Below are 17,754 nucleotides of genomic sequence, written 5' to 3' on the forward strand. Positions count from 1 at the left end.
GTTTATGCTAATTATCCTTTCGGCTTTATTTTCAGTTAAGGATTTAATTGGTGTGATTTAATAAAGGCTCAATTTATCCATACTCTAGTGTAAACGCGTTTTTGCTCGGATGTGTCAACAAACTCATCCCGATCGTGAAGAATCCGAGTGTTGTCGATAAATATCATGTCTCCTGAGTTCATATAGAAGCTGACAACGTTTTCTTCATTGTTTAGCTCCCCGTCGAGCATGTCTAAAGCCTGCAATACCTCCTTGGTTAGCGGTTGATCGACCCGCTGGTGACCTTTTTCAATCCAGTAGCGCATATAGCGAATTGATAACTTACCCTTTTCGTAGCTGAAAATGGGGAAGTGATTGTTAAGGATATTCTGTAGGTTCTTGTCGCTGCCTGGGGTGACAAGATCGCGTATATAGTTATCATAGAGTAGAGCGAGCTTGCCAGGTTCTCTTTCTCTTAGGGCTTCGTGGACCTGTGCTGCGGAGACCACTTTGGATTTTCCACCTTTTATCGCAGGGGTGATACAGCACAAGCCGAGAATATTGGGCTGGATTGTACGTTGCGAGCTGTCTGTATGTACCCCGGTAGCTGCATTAGTTTGTGATACCGGAATTGCTTCATCTTTATAGCTTCGACCTGTATCCAGGATACCGTACAACCTGCCATAGGTATCAATAGTTTGCCCCATTGCCAGGCTGATATTTAAGAACAAAAGATTGAGTGTATCTTGATCGAAGCCATCAATCCCCTGAATCCAGGTTATACCGCTTCCGTGTGCAATTTCTTGCTTGATCTGTTGGGCAAGTTGATCAAACTGTGGGGTTGGTACTGAGCCGGCTCTCAAGGATTCAACAGGATGATCCTGATTGGAAGCCCAATCTTGAAGAGCTTTTACTTCCTCTTGCCAGCCGGAAGGCCAAGCAAACTTCCAGTTGGATTTTGAGGCTATTTCTGCAGCCTTCCACGCTTGAGCGCACACCTCTTCTCTGGGAGCCAGTTCAATCATTTACTTGTACCTTAAATAAAACATGCAGAGGGTAACCTTTCAGAGGGCCAAAGAATTCAGGGTCCAATGCCAGGTGTTCGTCTGTTACCGCAAGCTCATTCACCTGCGGCAAAAGATTAAACCCGGCTGCTTTGAGTGCTTCGAAGTAATGTGAAAAGGTTTTGTGTACACAACGCACAGATACTGGAATTCCATCTCTGCGCCAGATTTTTCCTTCGAAAGTTTGATTGATGCCATCGAGATAGCTTTTATCTCCATGCTCAAAGTAAAACGGTGGTGTTTCTTCACGCATAAATGGTAGGCAAGGGTGGGGCACGGTAAAAACAAAGGTCCCGGTGGAGGCTAACAGTGATCTAACCTTTGTCATGACCTGAGTCATCTCTTCAATCGTGAGATAATTAAAAAGAAATACAGCAATGGCCTTGTCGAAGCTCTTTTGTGGGAATTGGTCAAAAGTCACAGCATTAGCAGCCGTATAACTGGCAGTGGATAGTTCGAGCTCTGCTGCCATTGCCTGTGCTTGACTGATCATCTCCGCAGAAGAATCGATGCCAAATATCGAACGAGCACCATTTTCCAGAATCATACGTGAGACGTAACCTTCGCCACATCCAAAGTCCAGAATGTCTTGCCCAGCAATATCTCCTAACTCCTCAAGCACTTGAGGTCTTGCAGTAAAGTCACTTAAAAGGACCTTCTCAGATCGCAACCAGTTGCCTGCTTGGGCGTTATAGATTGTTTCAGTTGATAAGGGCTGGTTCATCCTGAGCCACTCCAGATGCTTGTTGAGTATAATTATTTAGATTTTCGAGAGGCTTTTGCGGACCCCTAATTGCACGTTCCAACATGCCATCCCAGAAGGCGGCCCTTAAGTTCAAGGCTTTAAGCACTCCGTGACGAAGACGCTTGCGGCCCTCCTCGGTATTGGCAAAATCCAATGCGATTTGGTTTAAGCTTTCTGCATGGTCATCATCAATGAGTGTATGAACAGAGAAGAAGCAATAATCCTCCGGCTGAAATTCGGGTAGGCTTTTTAAGCCTTTTTCAATGAAAGGATAAATAGAGCTGACGATATGCTCTGTACCTAATCCTAAAGCCCCGATAGCTTCTTCAGTAGAGCCATAAAGCAATACTCCGGAGAGCATGTCATACCATATAGCAGGATCATCGGAAATTCCTATTTCTGGTGTTCCGCGTAACGCCCTTTTTCTGAAGCTCTCAAACAGCTGTGCGTGTGGGATGTTCCGGACCCAGCTTGCACTGATCCCGTGAGTCTCCAGCTCTATAAGCTCTTTTTCTTCATAGTGTCCAGACTCTTCTGCGAGATTTTCCAGAAGAATGTTCCGGTGCTTCGGGGTAGTCAATCTGGAAATCACAGCAGTGAGCAAGTTTACAAAACGGGATGAATAAACCCCGTACTGTTGAGCAAAATCCGCGACCGCATAGCGAAAGTTTGGAAGGGATGCACTGCTGAATTGTTTGAGATATGGGTGGTTGATAGCCCTGTGCTTTAGCGCTTCTTCAGAGAGTTGCTCTAGCCAGGCTCTTTTATGATTATTCATCTGAAGCCTTAAATTCCATCTGTTGAGCCGAAAGTTGGCAACCGTAACAAGTAATTATTTCAGTTTGCTAACGAACATCCTGTGTGAATAGCGTTTAATGGTTGCTCGACCAGTAAACGGATTTTGAGTATACGGAGTAAAATTTTTTCTAGCAATATAATGATTATTATTCACGGATGCTGGTTGTTTGTTGCCTCTGTTTTCTTGAGAAAATTTAATTAGTTTTTGGCTGCGGGGTGTGTGGCTATACCTACTTGTAGGTATTTATTTTCTGATATATTGAAATTTATGGGCTTTCGCCTCTTGTGTTTCTCTTTTCCATTTATTTGTAATTGCTTTTAATTCAAGAAAATTTAAATTTCTTTTTGTCAGCTTCTATATTTTGTTTATGTGTGTGGCGTAGGGTTGAAGGATTTATTTGGTGTTGAATTTTTTTGTGCTCTTATTGTTGTAAAGCCGAATCGAAGTATAAATTGATATAAATCAATTCAAGGGTTATTTATTTGTGATTGGAGCTTGGAGCTTAAATTGAGTCCCAGTATGAGTAAAAAAGCATAAGTTTGAGTGGTACTGGAAGGATGTTTTTGCTTAGAAGGTTAGTGGAGATTTTGTGATTTAAGGTTTTCTTTACTATTTATATGGTTGGTACCATTTGGATTTTCTTGGCAGTATCATGATTTTATGTCGATAAGTAGGTGGTGTGATTTCAGAGTAGAGACTGCTAACGAGGCAGTAATTGGAAAGAAAATTCTCTGTTAACTAAATGGCTTTTGAGGATTGAGTTACTGGCTAGGGTGGGGCGAGAGATTGTATGTAAGAAAAAAATTGGCATACTTAGCTACCGCAAATGTTCACTGATGTAGATGTAATTGGTACTTTTTATATGGGACGCTCAGTCATCTGACCAGGGGCCGAGTAAAGGATACCTGCATTCTCTATCAATTAAGTTGACCTAGAAGGAAATAGCTACTAACTAATAGCTCATTAAGCCCCGAATGCTATTGTCTATTCTTCTTTGAGAAATGACTGTTTGTACCGCTAGTCTCGCTTATTAGCAATCTCATTGCACTACCAGCCCGGGCGAATTCAAAGGACCTGCAAGCTTTGCCTTGGTTTTTAGAGGTGAATCGTGGCAGCAACTCTTATTGACTCAGTAGTTTTCTGTGATCTTTTCAGCACGCAGGCAATGCGAGATATTTTTTCAGATAAACAGAGAGTTCAGTACTACCTGGATGTCGAGGCGGCCCTGGCAAAAGTTCAAGCGCGATTGGGGATCATCCCCGAGGAGGCGGCGAAAGAGATTTGCAGCCACTGCAACGCCGATGAGATTGATTTCGTACGCTTAAAGGCACAGACAGAGTTGATTGGTTATCCCGTTTTTGGGGTTGTACAACAGCTGGTAGCACTATGCGATAAAGGGCTGGGGCAATGGTGCCACTGGGGAACTACAACCCAGGATATTACTGATACAGCTACCGTTTTACAGATTCGTGCAGCATTGGAATTGATAGAAACTGATGTGGGAGCAATCTCAATTGCATTAGCTAAATTGGCGAAAGGGTATCGGGATACGCCGATGGTGGCGAGAAGTAATTTGCAACAGGCTGTACCAATAACTTTTGGTTATAAAGCGGCTGTATGGCTGGCTGGTTTCCATCGACACCAGCAGCGCTTAGAAGAAATTAAAAAACGTGCACTGGTTGGGGAGTTTGGTGGCGCAGCGGGAAATCTGGCCTCGTTAGGGAGCCAGGGATTGGCGGTACAGGTGGGGATTATGGAGGAGCTTAAGCTAGGGAAGCCATGTATTGCCTGGCATACCATGCGAGATAGAATCACTGAGGTAGCCTGTCTGCTGGGGTTGATCACTGGCACGCTGGGGAAGATCGCTCTCGATATTAAATTAATGGCGCAGACAGAAGTGGGTGAGGTTTCAGAGCCATTTACGTCCGGGCGAGGAGCTTCCAGTACGATGCCACAAAAACATAACCCTGTCTCTTCAGTCTATATCAGTGGCATTGTGCCGATTATCAGGCAGCAGGTGGCAGCTCTGCTCAATGCTATGGAAGAGGATCATGAGCGAGCTACGGGTACCTGGGAAATTGAGTGGGTGGTACTTCCTGAAATATTTTGCCTGTCGGCTGCAGCCTTGGCACAAGCGCGCTTTGCTTTAAGTGGACTTAAAGTGCACCCGGAAAATATGATGCGAAACCTAAAACTGACTGGAGGCCAGGTTTCCTCTGAGGCAGTTATGATGGGGTTGGGTCCTAAGATTGGACGCGAGAAAGCCCATGACCTGGTATATCAGATCTGTTGTAATGCGGTGGAAAGCGGGCAGTCATTTGCCGAGTTATTGAAACAAAACCCGGAAATATCTGCAAATCTCAGTTCCAGTGAGGTGGATGAATTATTGGATCCCAAGAACTACTTAGGATTGTGTGGTGAGATGGTTGATCAAACCCTGGCCGGGAAGGAGCGGTAAAGATGTTTATTTGAATGGTAAATCTCTTCAGGCTGGGGTTTCTTGAGTTATGAAAAATTTAATTCGCTCTGAAGCTATACAGAGATTATGTCTTAAGTATTTATCGGCTTTGGAGCAAGGTGATTTGGAGGCTTTGAAGGCTGTTTTTACAGAAGGTGCGAGGGTTTATTCTCCGATATTTGGGGAGTGCCAGGTTGATGATTTTTACTCCTATGTCACTCAGGCAACAGAAGAACGTCACTTGGAGTTAAAAAATATTATGCAGGGAGTGATGAATCCAAATCAGGTTGCTATTTATATGACTTATACGCGTACTATAAAAGGCAAGGAGCCAGCTACTATTAACACGGTTGATATTTTTGACCTTGCTACTGACCTAAGTGGATTCTCTTCCGTAGCTATCATTTATGATACTGCTCCAGTTAAGAGTGATTTTAATTGAGAAATTCTTATGGGTTAGATTTTTCTGTCTAGAGGCATGGCACAAATTTATGTGCCATGCCGCCATCCTGTCTTTTTATACAACTAACTCTTTATTTAATCGTAGTATAACTAGTGAATGACGCTTTCTAGTGCTTTCACTAAGCCAGAAGTTGGAGTACTGTCTGGTATTGGGCAGTTGAAGCTCTCAGAATGCCCATAGCTATAACCATACAGCAGGTTGCAGGCCATGACCTTGTGACCTGCTGTAGTGGGATGTACCGAGTCACCAGTAGGGATTATTTTGCCCTGATCTGCCAGGAACATATTAAAAGAAGCTCTGGCATTTTCTACCGCATTTTTAATCTGGGCATTGTAGTAATCGGTGCAGTAATTTTGGGGGTCTTGCCCGTCAATATTACTTCGGCGAGGAATCATCGAGATTACAAAGGCAATATTTTTATCGGCTATGCCTAATGAAGAAAGGTGACTATATATTTTACCCACCAGAGTAGAGTTATCCGTAATATTTGCTGGTGACAATATGCCGGCAACAACCTGCTCCAGTCGACTGGCTGTGATACTTCCTATATCAGGTGCGGCACTACAATTGGTGGCGCCATTCATATTTAAGAAAGTAATGTCGTTGGTTCCCAGTTGGATAGGTATCACAACGGCATCTGTGTCGGAGAGGCTTTGACTCAGCTGGCAGGCTTGGTTACCTAGCCATCCGGCACTGTTACTGCCTTCCCGGCACATTTCGGTAGCTACCGAATTGAAGTTAGCAATGGATTGAGCGCAGTTGGCAAAATTATAGCCAGATGGAACTTGATGACCTGTAGGGTTTAGGAAGCAGAGCATATCGCTTGTGGTGGCTCCTGGGATTCCCGAATGCCAGTAATTCCTGCTTTGTTGTGCCAAGTCCTCTGGGCCAGTTGGACCATTTACAGTTCCGATAGTGTGTATGGGCTTGCCACTGTAGAGAATTTGGAGGGAGCCATTGCTCTCACTTGCGGTAAGCGGGAAACTGGATTTGCCATTGGAGGCATCGAAGAGATGTTGCCAAATTTGGGAGCGGAAGCCATTGGAGTTGAAGGGTAGTGTTGTCATGCCATAGGTGATCGAGTCCCCAATAAGCCAGAGTTTTATGCTGTTGGCATTGCCTTTATTGGGATTGGACGGCTCAGTGGGCTGGGGCTCTGGTTCTGTAGGTATAGGGGTACTTGGCGGAGAGGGTTCTGTTACGCTATTGGACTGGCAGCTAGTGGTCAGGTTTGGCTGAATATTTTCACCCGTGTACTCACCATTAAAACCAAATGCCCGAGCCTCGCCTGGAGGAATAGTGTCCTGGCCGCTGGCAGTCACTGTACCGCTATTTTCGCTTATCAGAGCATTCCAGTGATGGGCCACTTTTTGGTTACCTGGCCATTGCCACTGTACCTGCCATTTCTCAATGGGGGTATTTCCAGTGTTGCGGATAACCACATTAGCCATAAAGCCATTGCCCCAGTCATTTTGGACAGTGTATTCCACAGTACACTGGCCAGAGGATGACAGTGGGGGGGCAGGTTCCGGGCTTGGTGCAGGTGTTGTGTCTGGTGCTGGAGTTGGCGGTGTTGTTGGGGATTTAGTGGACTCAAACCACTTAAGTGCGTAGGCGCGGAACTCTTGCTCTGTAGGTAGGATACCCTGCTTTGCCTGAAAATCGATCAGGTATTGTTTGGCGTCCCGATAGAACTCTTGGTGTGTTTGGTAAATCTGTTTTTTGTTCCCCTCGTTGTCGATCAGCCAGTAGCCGACAAACTCATTAGCCCAGCTGTCATACTCATTACCATACATCTGCCAATACAAGATAAAAGGAGTCCCCCACTCCAATGAAGTTTTAATCACATTGCGCGAGAGCATATCCTGTGCTTCTCCGGAGCGGGTGCCCCAGTCTTTGAACCAGGATTCACCGTATCCGTACTCGCCAATAAATACTCGTTTTTCAAATGGCAAGCCTGCCTTGGTGGGAAGCTTTGAATTAATGAAATCTAAAGCTTTGGTTAACTCGGTATGTAAGGTGGCGAAGTCTGAGTGTCTTTCCTTGGTAGTCAGGTCATAAGCTGAGTAAGACACCAGATCCACATTAGTGTGGGGCAGTACGGCATTGGTAATACGCTCCTTCCCCTGCATTGCTGATTCAACCCTATTGACTTCAACATAGTGATACAGGTTGACATCGGAGTGGGCTACATTGGCTTTAGCATCATCTATGGCCTTCTGACGAATATTGAGCCAGTCGATTAATCCCTGGATACGTATGGGGTCGATTTTTTCCTGGTTGTCATCACGGGTTCCGTCTGCCTTTTGCACCAGGTTCCAATCCCCTTCCCAGTGGCCGATCATAAAGGTTTTACCAGATCCGTTATATTGCGTTAGCAGGTATTCAGCCAGGGCATAAATTTTATCGTACTGCCAGGTTAGTTCATCTTTGGACATGCCCTTGTTGTCCATCCAGGAGCCTGAATCTTCCACCCAAAACATATAGTGGGAAAAATCCATTTCCAGGACCTCACGATAAGCGGGCACTTCTTCAAGCATGCGTTTGAATTGGTAGTCCAGCCCTTTGCCTCGTAGTTCATCATACAGGCCCGTGGAGAGGGCAATCTTAAGAAAATTCGAGCCCATTGCATGAATGGCCTTGGCAGACTCCACAAGGGAGCCTTCTCCGGTAAAACTGTACTTGGGACTGATTGTCTGGGTACCGAGAATGTAGTTGTAGCGCTCAATTGGGGATAGTGGAGTGCTTGTTGGCGGTTCAGTAGGTGTTGGGGGCGAAGATGCTTGCTTATTACAGCTGGCATTTATCTTGGATGGGATCTGCTTGCCCCCAGAGTAGGAGATATTAAACCCAAAGGACCGCGCCTCGCCTGTTGGTATGGTGGCAAAATCGCCAGTTCCCTCCGCGGTAACGATATTGCCGCTTTGACTAATCTTGGCATTCCAGGAGTGATCGATGACTTGGTCTGCGGGCCACTGCCAGTCGACTGACCAGCCATTGATGGGTTCATTGCCAGTATTTCGAACGACTACAGCGGCCATGTAACCGGTATTCCACTGGCTCTGAACAACCAGGTTCACGTCGCAGCTTGTAGCTGCGAGCGCCTGACCAGAAAGCCCTAATAAAAGTAAAGGGACCATGCTTGCTTTGATGAGTCGGATATGCATCAAGAAACCACTAATTATTAAATTTGTACCAACAGCTAAGGCTCCTTCCTGGCGATAAAGTTTCGTTTAAAGGAGTTATGCTGAATAAATGACTATTGATTCACATCTTCTGTCGGCTCGTGAGTGCTTCAAAATTTATCGGAAGCTAGAGGCATCTCGGGTAGTTCCTGATTGCGCTCCAAATTGGTGCGCGTTTTTGTTGGAATAGTCATAAATTCATCAAAGCTAAACTAAAAACGTTCTGGTCATCTCCGATGATCCTCTCAAAGTAAGTGGAAATTACATCGACCTCGGTCTATGAATGATATCTATATTTAATAAATCCTAATTGCAGATCTGGCATTGCGAATTACCCTGGCTTTTGGTCTGTTGGGAGTTATTGCAAACCTGTGGATAGCGTAAATGAAGTATCATGGAACCCGCGTGCCAAAGTATTAACTTAATAAAAAGGTGCGAATCAAGGAAGAATATTGTCATACCTGTCTAAGCTCTATTCACTGTATAGGTTTGTCTCTATCAGGAAGAAATAATAGAAATAATAAAAGTACAGTCATGTAGTTGTACTTCGTAAAGCTGGCTATCGAGCCAGTTTCTTTCACTGCGTTATCAGAATAATTTTTGCAAGTAAGGTCAGCCTTCTTTCCATGGCTCATGCTATGTATAGGCATCGCTATAGCAAATTATTTGGAGAAAAAATGAATAAAATAATAATCAAGATTTGTGTGGTGCTCTTGGGGCTAGTAGGCGCTACCCCTCTTGCATTCGGTGCGGACTGGTTGCTGGGTACTGGTAAATACGATATTACGGGCCCAGCCGCCGATGTTGGTATGGTTGGCTATGGTGAGACAGGGCAAACAACAAAGGGAATTCACACCCGTTTGTGGTCCCGCGCGTTTATTATCGCGAATCCACAGAATAGTCGGCGCCTAGTATTTGTCTCTGCGGATCTGCAGGGCATTCCCCAGGGCGTTAAACAGGGTGTAATCGCCAAACTTAAAAGTAAGTATGGCAATAATAGGTTCACTGATGAGAATGTCATGCTCACAGCAACTCATACTCATGTGGGGCCTGGTGGTTACGATCACTATGTAATGTTGAATATGAGTGCATTGGGTTACGCAGGAGATAATTATAGCGCGATTGTGGAGGGTATTTACCAGTCTATTGTCTCAGCGAATAACAGCCTGAAGGAAGGCGATATTTATCTCGATCAGGGTACCCTGCTCAATACCAGTGTTAATCGCAACCCAGAACCTTACGCACAAAATTCCGATATTAGTAATTACCAATACGATACTAATAAAACCATGAGTCAGCTCAAATTGGTGGGATCGGATAATGAGGCAATGGGGATTATCAATTGGTTTGCTGTGCACAATGTTTCCCTCGGAACCGAACAACGCCAGTTGAGTAGCGACCATAAAGGTGCGGCCAGTTACCTATTTGAAACCTGGGCTGCTGGCCAGCCCAATACCTCAGATGGTTTCGTGGCGGCTTTTGCCAACAGCAACCTGGGTGATGCCTCTCCTAATGTGTGTGGCCCCAGAGATGGCTGCGGTACTAGTGAATATGCGAGTTTAGAGCTGGCTGCAGAAAAGCAGTTTTCCAAAGCGCAGTCACTATATGAGTCAGCAGCTAACAAGTTGACAGGGGAACTGGACTATCGTCATCAAATCATCTACTTCCCAGGCTACACAGTGGCGGGACAGTACACTGGAGTAGGACAGCAGGATATATGTGAAGGCGCGGTTGGCTGGTCCTTTACAGCGGGTTCTACCTGGGATGGCCCCAGTGGAATTGACGGTATCTTCGAAGGTATGTCTGTAGATAATGAGGGTACAGAATGGGATCGCAGCGAAAGCCTGTTTGAATCTGTAATTGATGGATTCCCGATATTTGGATTGATGAACGCTTTTTCTGTGGTGGCTGTTTTCAACGAGACTCAGGATGATCCCTGCCAATATCCAAAGCCAACCTTTGTAGAGCGTAAAGTGGTGGGGCAAGAGCTGTACACACCCTATTTACCATTTCAGATGTTTCGAATCGGCTCCCTTGCCCTGGTTGCTGCGCCCAGTGAGATGACTACTATGGCGGGGCGCCGTTTGGAAGAGCAGGTGCTCTCAGCTATGCAGGGTAATGGAATCTCTACGGTGGTGATTGCCGGTCTGGCGAATGCCTATAGCGGTTACGTGACTACACACGAAGAATTTGATATGCAGCACTATGAGGGTGGCCATACTATCTTTGGCCCCAACACCCTTGCAGCTTACCAGCAAATCTACACGGAGATGGCCTATGCCATGAACAATAATCTGGAAGTCGATGCAGGCCCAACACCTGCAGATTTATCTAATGACCAGGTGATTCATGTTATCGGGGTGGTTTATGATGATAAGCGTCTTTGGGAATCTTTTGGGCAAGTCTGGAATGATGTCGGTAACAGCTACTCTGCCGGAGACATGGTGAGCGCCTCTTTTCGCTCTGGACATCCTCGCAATAATTTCAGGACTGGCGGCACGTTTATTGAGATTCAGCGAAAAGTGAATGGTAGCTGGGAAACCTATCTTACGGATAATGATTTGGATACCCGTTTTATCTGGACCAGGGATACCGCTATAGATTGTCTGGCTTGTTCCTTTGCTGAAGGGCAGTGGACAATTGGTGAAAATACTCCAGCTGGCACATATCGTATTAAGCATTACGGAAACTGGAAGAGTGGGTGGACAGGAAAAATTTCCAGCTATAGTGGCACCTCAAGCAACTTTACTGTAGCTAATTAGCAGATTCCTGCACCAATTAGATGGCATTACCGAAACTGTGATATCGACATCTAGGTAATGCCATATTTTCTATAAATGCCCTAAATATACTATATTTGTGTGCCATTATAAGTTGCTTGTTCTTCTTTTTATTCTGCTTCTACTATGTAATTCATTTTCCGCTTTTCCATCAGTATAATCGCGATTTCTCCATTCTCTAAAACACATGTAGTCCGCCTGGTAATACGCAATATAGGGAAAGTTTTTTACTTTACTGATATATGAATAACTAGCTGTTCTTGCTATTCGCAATGTATGGGTTGGGGTTATTTGCAGATGCAGTGCTTGCCGAAAAGCAGGCTTAGCTAATCCCCAGAATCTATAAAGAACTATGGAAAATTATTGCTCGTGAACGGGGTGAGGCTGATCTAATTCAATAGATTCATTTAGGGACCTCACTGGCCCAGCACGGGCAATATGGTTTGTTGCGAAGAAACATAGGGCAGTGGAGCCTATATAAACATTGCCAATGCCGAGCTTAAATATTATCAATGAGATAGAAAGGCTCCTTCTCTGATAATTGATGTCCTAATTTGTCGGCTTTATGTCCTTTGCGACTAATGCTATTAATTTATGCTTTCAACTGCCTCGACTGGAGGCGCCCTATTCATATAGCGGAATTTTTATGATGTGTCTGATCAATTGTCGAATAAACCTTTGCTCCTGCTAAAAATAACTGACTTTCGAATTTAAGGTTATAACCATGAAAATATTTTTCTGGGCTGCCCTGTGCTCATTACTTTTAAGTAGTAAGGCTTGGGCCCACTCTATATCTAAGGACGCTTTCCATATTGGAATATTATTGTACGATGGTGCACAAACTATTGATTATGCTGGCCCTTATGAGGTTTTTGGTCAGGCGCGTTATCGTTTGACAACCATCTCTGAAGATGGTGAAACCATTACTTCAGCGATGGGATTACAGGTGGTTCCAGATGCCAGTTTTGATCAAGAGAATCAATTTGATGCGGTAATTATCCCTGGGGGTGGCATCAATAAAGCGATGGAGAACCCGGAGATATTGCAGTGGATTAAGGAGCAGTCTGAGCAGGTGCAGTATGTGCTATCGGTATGTAACGGTGCCTTTATTTTGGCGAATACCGGGCTGCTTCATAGTAAGAAAGCAACCACTATTCGTGGAGCCTTCAATTCGTTCGAGAAAAGTTTCCCTGATATCGAATTGGTAAAGAATAAAAAGTTTGTAGATAACGGGAAGATCATTACTACCGCCGGTCTTTCATCCGGAATAGATGGTGCTCTATACCTGGTAAGCAAGATTGATACGATGGAGAAAGCCAGAAGTGTTGCGGCGAAGATTGAGTACCAGTGGCAGCCGCAGGGCGGTTATATCCGGGGTATAATGGCAGACAAAATTATGCCGAATTTTGGTGACTTGCCTGAGTCAATTCAATTTGTTTCTAAGGAATATAGCTATGGCGACTTGGAAGATTGGTATACCGCATTTCAGGTTTCCGGTGATGTGGAGACTGTAAAAGCCTGGTTAAGTGAACAGATGAAAGAGAATCCAGATTGGAAAATTAGTCAGGGAAAATTTATTGATAATAAATGGATATATCGGTTTTCTGATGATGGTATTGTACTGCAGATTGATTTTGTTTCTCCTTCTGAGGTCAATCCTTGGATGATTAAGTTAAGTATATTGGATCAAGCGTCGTAACTTGGCGGTTGTGGCTATTAGTGCGTATGGAATCTCCGTTAAAATTTAAGTTATATATTTAGTTTGCGCTATGAGTTTGCAATGACATTTGATCCAATCCTATTTTTCAAAAAATCAGAATAGCGGGAAAGTGTTGCTCTTGGGATCATCCGATTCAACATATCTTTTACAGCGCCACAAAGTCATTTTTGAGTTACACTGTGAGGGCTCTTCATTGCGACGGTAGCAAATTTGGTAGGGGCGCTCAATCTCCCAGCCCCGTCTTACATTTTTGTAGGTTTGGAAATTTGTGAATGAGGGGTTCTTTCCACCAGTTACTTGCACTTTACAAATGCTATCCCAGTCCATTAATTGGACCCTGACAGAGGATGCCAGGGAGTAAGTGGAGAATAAGCTTAATAAGAGAAGGAGGGCCGCTTTCACAATTATCCTTCCTACCTGGCTTGGCGCCACTCAGGTTTAAAACACCGGAAATGATAGTGTTATAAGCTTCCATTTGCGAAAATTTATTGACTTATTTGAATATAGACTGAAAAGTTATAAAGGCGTATAGGGTCTAAATCTGACTTTTATAGCTATTGCTTTGTGGGGGATTCGGTATCGACTTCCAGGTGATCCCTGAGAATAATTTCTCTTTGTTTTCGCAGCGAATCCAGTTTTTGAGTCGCCTCGTAGAGTTGTTCCTGGTTTATACCAAACTGCTTCCCTAGTTCAATTTGTTGTTCTAGCTCCGTAATTTTATGCTTCGCAGCTGCGGCAAAAGAGGCATATATGGCCTGTTCCTGCCGAGCTTCAAACTCTCGGTAGAGATCGCGAGATGCAAGTTCTTCAGTGCTTGGCTTTGTGCGTGGATTATTTTTAGGGGCAAGTGGAGGTGTACGTGGATCGCCAGTTTTCATAGTCTCTGCTAATGATTGCACAGCTACGCTTTTAGGGTTTGAAGAGAATGCGAAGTCATTATTTACATTGAGTTCTGAATACTGGGTAACTACGGTTTTTGTCGAAGGTTGGTGAGCTTGGGTGGAATAAGGGAAATTTGGTTTAGGTTTGTCCCTATCGACTATCCCATCCAAAGCTATGCTTTGATCATTTAGAGCCACTGCAGTAATGATCAGTCCAACTAATGTTAGAGCGACTACAATTAGCAAGATTCGCAAGACAGCAACCTCTGATTTAATTGTATGGATGCATTCTTTTTAGCCAGTGATATCAGTGTATAAAATTTTTCTTGGAGTTTTTTCTGAGCAATAGCATTAGTGGCTCTATAGTGCACCGATTCGCTCTCGATTGGCTGATAGCTAACTTCCCGCTGGTCTATCCAGAGTATTTCCCAGTGCACATCCCCGGCTTTTTGGGGGCTGCGAAAGGGTTTTGAGACTGTATTTCCAGGGAGGCTAAATGCCATGGCGAGTGTCCAGTGATCGCGATGGTTTTCTCGATCAATCCACCCCAGGCTGCCGTTGGAGTTACGGTCTGTTGCGTTAGAGTATTTCTGAATTGCTTTATGAAAGGGCAGGCCGGCTTTGATTTCCTTATAGACAAGATCGGCCTTTTCTTGTGATTCCAGGCGGATATGATAGGCGTGAACCTTTTCAATACGCTTGAAGTTCTCTTTGTGTTTTTTATAGTACTGATGGACTTCTTTCTTTGTCACAGATTTTACGAGAGCTTGGAGATGTGGGTTTTCATCGTGAATATCATGAATCAATCCCATATTTTGTAATAGAAGATCACGTTGTAGGGCATATTCTATACACTGTTTGACGGTTGCGCGGGATACCTGGTCCAAGGATGAGCCGATTTCAAACCAATCTAACACATAGGCGCTAGTGAGCTGTTGCTTTATGGCCTCGCGGATGAATTCCAAATTCAAGCTGTGCATCTGTACCTTAAGCTGAATATTCTGGCGACGATATAAGTCCCATAAAGTCAATACTTGTTCAGCTTGTGTATCTCTGAACTTGTAGCGAGCAATCACTAGCTGCTCCGCTGAATTCCGTTGGTCAGTTGTCATGGAGCTATAGAGCTTTTGCTGTAACTGAAGAATTGGTTTGAGTTTGTTGATATTAAGTGTCAGAGGAGCTGTTAGAAAATCCAGACTGCTGTTTACGTTTGCAGATTGCATGGTCTTTTCAAGCGGGGTCTGGTAAGCGCTGCGAATCAGTTTGAAGAGCTGTTGCTCAACCTGCGTATGGTAGTCGTAGCCTACAGTGTTGTGGTTATCTATTACAGACTTCGTGGTGTTCATCGTGGCTAGTAGATGGCTTTCTAGAAGCCCTTTGAGAACTGACCGCCTGTTGGCCTCTTTATCGTGGCGACGTGCTGCTTTTACAAATACGTCTAATGCCGCTAGAGATATATCTTCGCCATTAACTCTTGCTGCAACACTATCTGGTAGCGTTGTAGGTGAGTCCGCGAAAGCCAGAGTGGTCACTATCAGTACGGCGGCCAATACCCAGATAACTCTCATCAGAATATCCTTAGACCACTGGCTGCGGGCGCCAGTGGTGAGCGCTTAATTCTTGTTGTTATTCACTGACTTTTTGAGCAGCGTGATTGAGGATATGAACCACCATTGCAATGGCATGAGGCACGACCGTTTTGGCTACTTGCAGCCTGTCGTTATGATCGGTACTGGATAAAACAATACCACCATTGGCATAGGCGAGGGCGCCGCCTTGAGTCAGTAAGGGGCGAATATCATCGCTGCTTTGCCCTATAGCAGTAAAGTTAGACATGGCCTGAGCAACCAGTGCTTCGTCATTGAGGTTTTCGCTATCGTAGTAATCTGCAACCCAGCCCTCCCAACCGCTGTGGTTGAGCCCTGAGGTGGTCCACACATGGTGTGGCTGAAGCAGGTCAGTGGTATGCATTACAAAGCCGAGAGTTTGTGCGGTTGGTTGGGCAAGGAATTGGCTGTACCAGTACTGGCCGAGGTTGTCGATAGGTTGAAAGGGGATCTCCTCAAAGTCGTCATACATCGATTTGGAGGAATGGCTACCCTGGCGATAGTTGGCTTCAGTAATACCATAGGTATTGTATTCTGAGTCATCGGCTGACCACCAACCGGTCATTCCCCCATTACCATCATCCAGATAGTCGCCAACCAGCCAGGTAGCTGCCATATTATCAATGCTGTCCCATACGGTAAGCAGGTCGTAGTTGTAGCCGCCGAGATCGTTCCCGTGAACATCTGAACCGCGGGTATGATTTTGGAAATGCCAATAGCTTGTGTAACCTACTAGTGAGGCTCCGGCGTTAAACACTGGAGCGTAGACACAGTCACCAGTGATTGCCCCGCACAGGTAAGTATCTTTGAAGTCGTCAACATCATAAGCGCCCTGGCCAAGTACTTCCGCAAACTCATCTACACTAAATCCGGCCGCATTTACCCAAGCTTTGAGTTTATTGTATTCGGTAGTCTCTGGGTTGTTGCGCATATAGGAAACAGCGTCAATTGCAATGCGCTTATGGGTGATCTGTTGGAATGCTTGGGTAGAGGATGCACTTAAGGCCGCGAGGACTAGGCCGGTGGTGATAATTTTCTTCACGACAGCTCCTGATATGGTTTTTATGTCTTATAGAGAGCGCCTGTGGAAGCCCAAAGGCGAGCGGGCGTAAGTATGCTGGCGAGAAATGACAGTTTTAATGCGTTTCTATGAAGATAATCAATTGGCTCGGTGTAAGCGGTCAATCTATGCGATGGATCTCATATAAGGAAACATGAAGAAAAGATTTATAGTTTTTGGATACTTTAAATAACTAAGATTATTTCGGGCGCTTTATTACGTAAATTCTCAGGTGAAAGTGTTGATTGTTTATACAATATGGCTGTCTTTAATGATACAGGCTGAGTCCTCAGTTGAAATTTCTTTAAGACTCTTTTTTTAGTATTTTTAGTCATTAAAGTTTTTGATGTGTCGGGTAGATCTCGTACACACTGAGAATGCGATAATCCCCCGTGGTTCTGTCATGTTTCTGCGCGTATATTTTCCAGCTAGTACCTGTACGTATGCCAATAACTGAAACGGTACGATTTGCCCCATTGTAAAACCCCCGTTGATTGCTGGTGCCATAAACAAAGGCTGTCCCGTAAGTAGCTGCTAGGTTGTTGCGAAGGGTATCGCCATTAACAGCCGCAGGTTGTACATGAGCAACATCAAGGGCAGTACTGCCTATGACTGGGCGGATGACAAAAGAGCAGGCAGATAGTTGGCCGGTTACCATCATTGAGGGCCCAGTTGCGCTGGGTAAACGATAAAAACCCAGGTTTGCCGCACCGACATCCATATGTATGGAGTGTGTAAAAAACAGGTGTGGATTTGTCGCAAGATAAAAAGCATTACCCCTTATGTGGAAAGATTCAGTTGAGTGCATATTGTGTGTTCCCAGAATGGTTCCAGGACGATATGAATTTCCGCCATTGCCGATGCAGTATTGAGTTATTCCTGATGCTCCAGGATCACCATAAATTCTAACTGGGTAGGTTTTCAGAAAAGTTGATGTATTTGTTTGCAGTTGATTGAATGCGGTTGCCGGTAAGATTGCCATGTTTATTTTCCTTTTATAGGCGTATGAAACA

The 17,754-nt window shown here is 44.7% G+C and carries 12 protein-coding genes; 4 read left to right on the forward strand and 8 right to left on the reverse strand.

Annotation, left to right across the window (positions count from 1 at the left end):
• Positions 1–68: 68 nt before the first annotated feature.
• Genes ACJJIP_RS05845 through ACJJIP_RS05855 form a run of 3 tightly spaced genes read right to left on the reverse strand, consistent with a single transcriptional unit; the run spans position 69 to position 2,566 of the window.
• Positions 69–1,004, reverse strand: a complete 936-nt coding sequence (locus tag ACJJIP_RS05845) for a TauD/TfdA family dioxygenase (protein ID WP_444946391.1) — start codon at positions 1,002–1,004, stop codon at positions 69–71.
• Entirely contained in the window at positions 997–1,767 is a 771-nt protein-coding gene (locus ACJJIP_RS05850) for a class I SAM-dependent methyltransferase (protein WP_444946392.1), read from the reverse strand. The genes ACJJIP_RS05845 and ACJJIP_RS05850 overlap by 8 nt, the downstream gene beginning before the upstream one ends.
• Positions 1,745–2,566, reverse strand: coding sequence for an iron-containing redox enzyme family protein (locus ACJJIP_RS05855; RefSeq protein ID WP_444946393.1), 822 nt, complete (start codon positions 2,564–2,566; stop codon positions 1,745–1,747). Before ACJJIP_RS05855 ends, ACJJIP_RS05850 begins: the two co-directional genes overlap by 23 nt.
• A gap of 1,129 nt (positions 2,567–3,695) precedes the next feature.
• Between ACJJIP_RS05855 and pcaB the strand changes: the two genes are divergently transcribed.
• A complete protein-coding gene (gene pcaB / locus ACJJIP_RS05860) occupies positions 3,696–5,045 on the forward strand; it encodes a 3-carboxy-cis,cis-muconate cycloisomerase (protein WP_444946394.1) in 1,350 nt (449 codons plus the stop codon).
• A gap of 49 nt (positions 5,046–5,094) precedes the next feature.
• On the forward strand, positions 5,095–5,487 hold the full coding sequence (locus tag ACJJIP_RS05865) for a nuclear transport factor 2 family protein (protein WP_444946395.1): 393 nt from the start codon (positions 5,095–5,097) through the stop codon (positions 5,485–5,487).
• Positions 5,488–5,597: 110 nt separating this feature from the next.
• On the opposite strand, the gene ACJJIP_RS05870 is transcribed toward ACJJIP_RS05865, so the two are convergent.
• Positions 5,598–8,675, reverse strand: a complete 3,078-nt coding sequence (locus ACJJIP_RS05870) for a cellulose binding domain-containing protein (protein ID WP_444946396.1) — start codon at positions 8,673–8,675, stop codon at positions 5,598–5,600.
• 695 nt (positions 8,676–9,370) lie between these two features.
• On the opposite strand from ACJJIP_RS05870, the gene ACJJIP_RS05875 reads away from it, so the two are divergent.
• Together ACJJIP_RS05875 and ACJJIP_RS05880 are read left to right on the forward strand one after the other, a co-directional pair.
• Complete coding sequence (locus tag ACJJIP_RS05875; protein WP_444946397.1) at positions 9,371–11,455, forward strand: neutral/alkaline ceramidase; 2,085 nt, start codon at positions 9,371–9,373, stop codon at positions 11,453–11,455.
• A 742-nt stretch (positions 11,456–12,197) separates the two neighbouring features.
• Complete coding sequence (locus ACJJIP_RS05880) at positions 12,198–13,172, forward strand: DJ-1/PfpI family protein (protein ID WP_051089500.1); 975 nt, start codon at positions 12,198–12,200, stop codon at positions 13,170–13,172.
• Positions 13,173–13,747: 575 nt separating this feature from the next.
• Here the strand turns inward: ACJJIP_RS05880 and ACJJIP_RS05885 are convergent.
• The 4 genes from ACJJIP_RS05885 to ACJJIP_RS05900 form a co-directional block, all read right to left on the reverse strand.
• Positions 13,748–14,329: a hypothetical protein gene (locus tag ACJJIP_RS05885; protein ID WP_282952906.1), complete on the reverse strand. Its 582-nt coding sequence runs from the start codon at positions 14,327–14,329 to the stop codon at positions 13,748–13,750.
• Positions 14,314–15,642, reverse strand: a complete 1,329-nt coding sequence (locus ACJJIP_RS05890) for a peptidylprolyl isomerase (protein ID WP_444946398.1) — start codon at positions 15,640–15,642, stop codon at positions 14,314–14,316. The genes ACJJIP_RS05885 and ACJJIP_RS05890 overlap by 16 nt, the downstream gene beginning before the upstream one ends.
• Positions 15,643–15,700: 58 nt before the next feature.
• Complete coding sequence (locus tag ACJJIP_RS05895) at positions 15,701–16,723, reverse strand: phospholipase C/P1 nuclease family protein (protein ID WP_020413431.1); 1,023 nt, start codon at positions 16,721–16,723, stop codon at positions 15,701–15,703.
• Positions 16,724–17,075: 352 nt separating this feature from the next.
• Positions 17,076–17,723 carry a hypothetical protein gene (locus tag ACJJIP_RS05900; protein ID WP_444946399.1) on the reverse strand — a complete coding sequence of 216 codons (648 nt, stop codon included), beginning with the start codon at positions 17,721–17,723 and terminating at the stop codon, positions 17,076–17,078.
• Positions 17,724–17,754 lie beyond the last annotated feature (31 nt).

The organism is Microbulbifer variabilis (assembly GCF_052467165.1).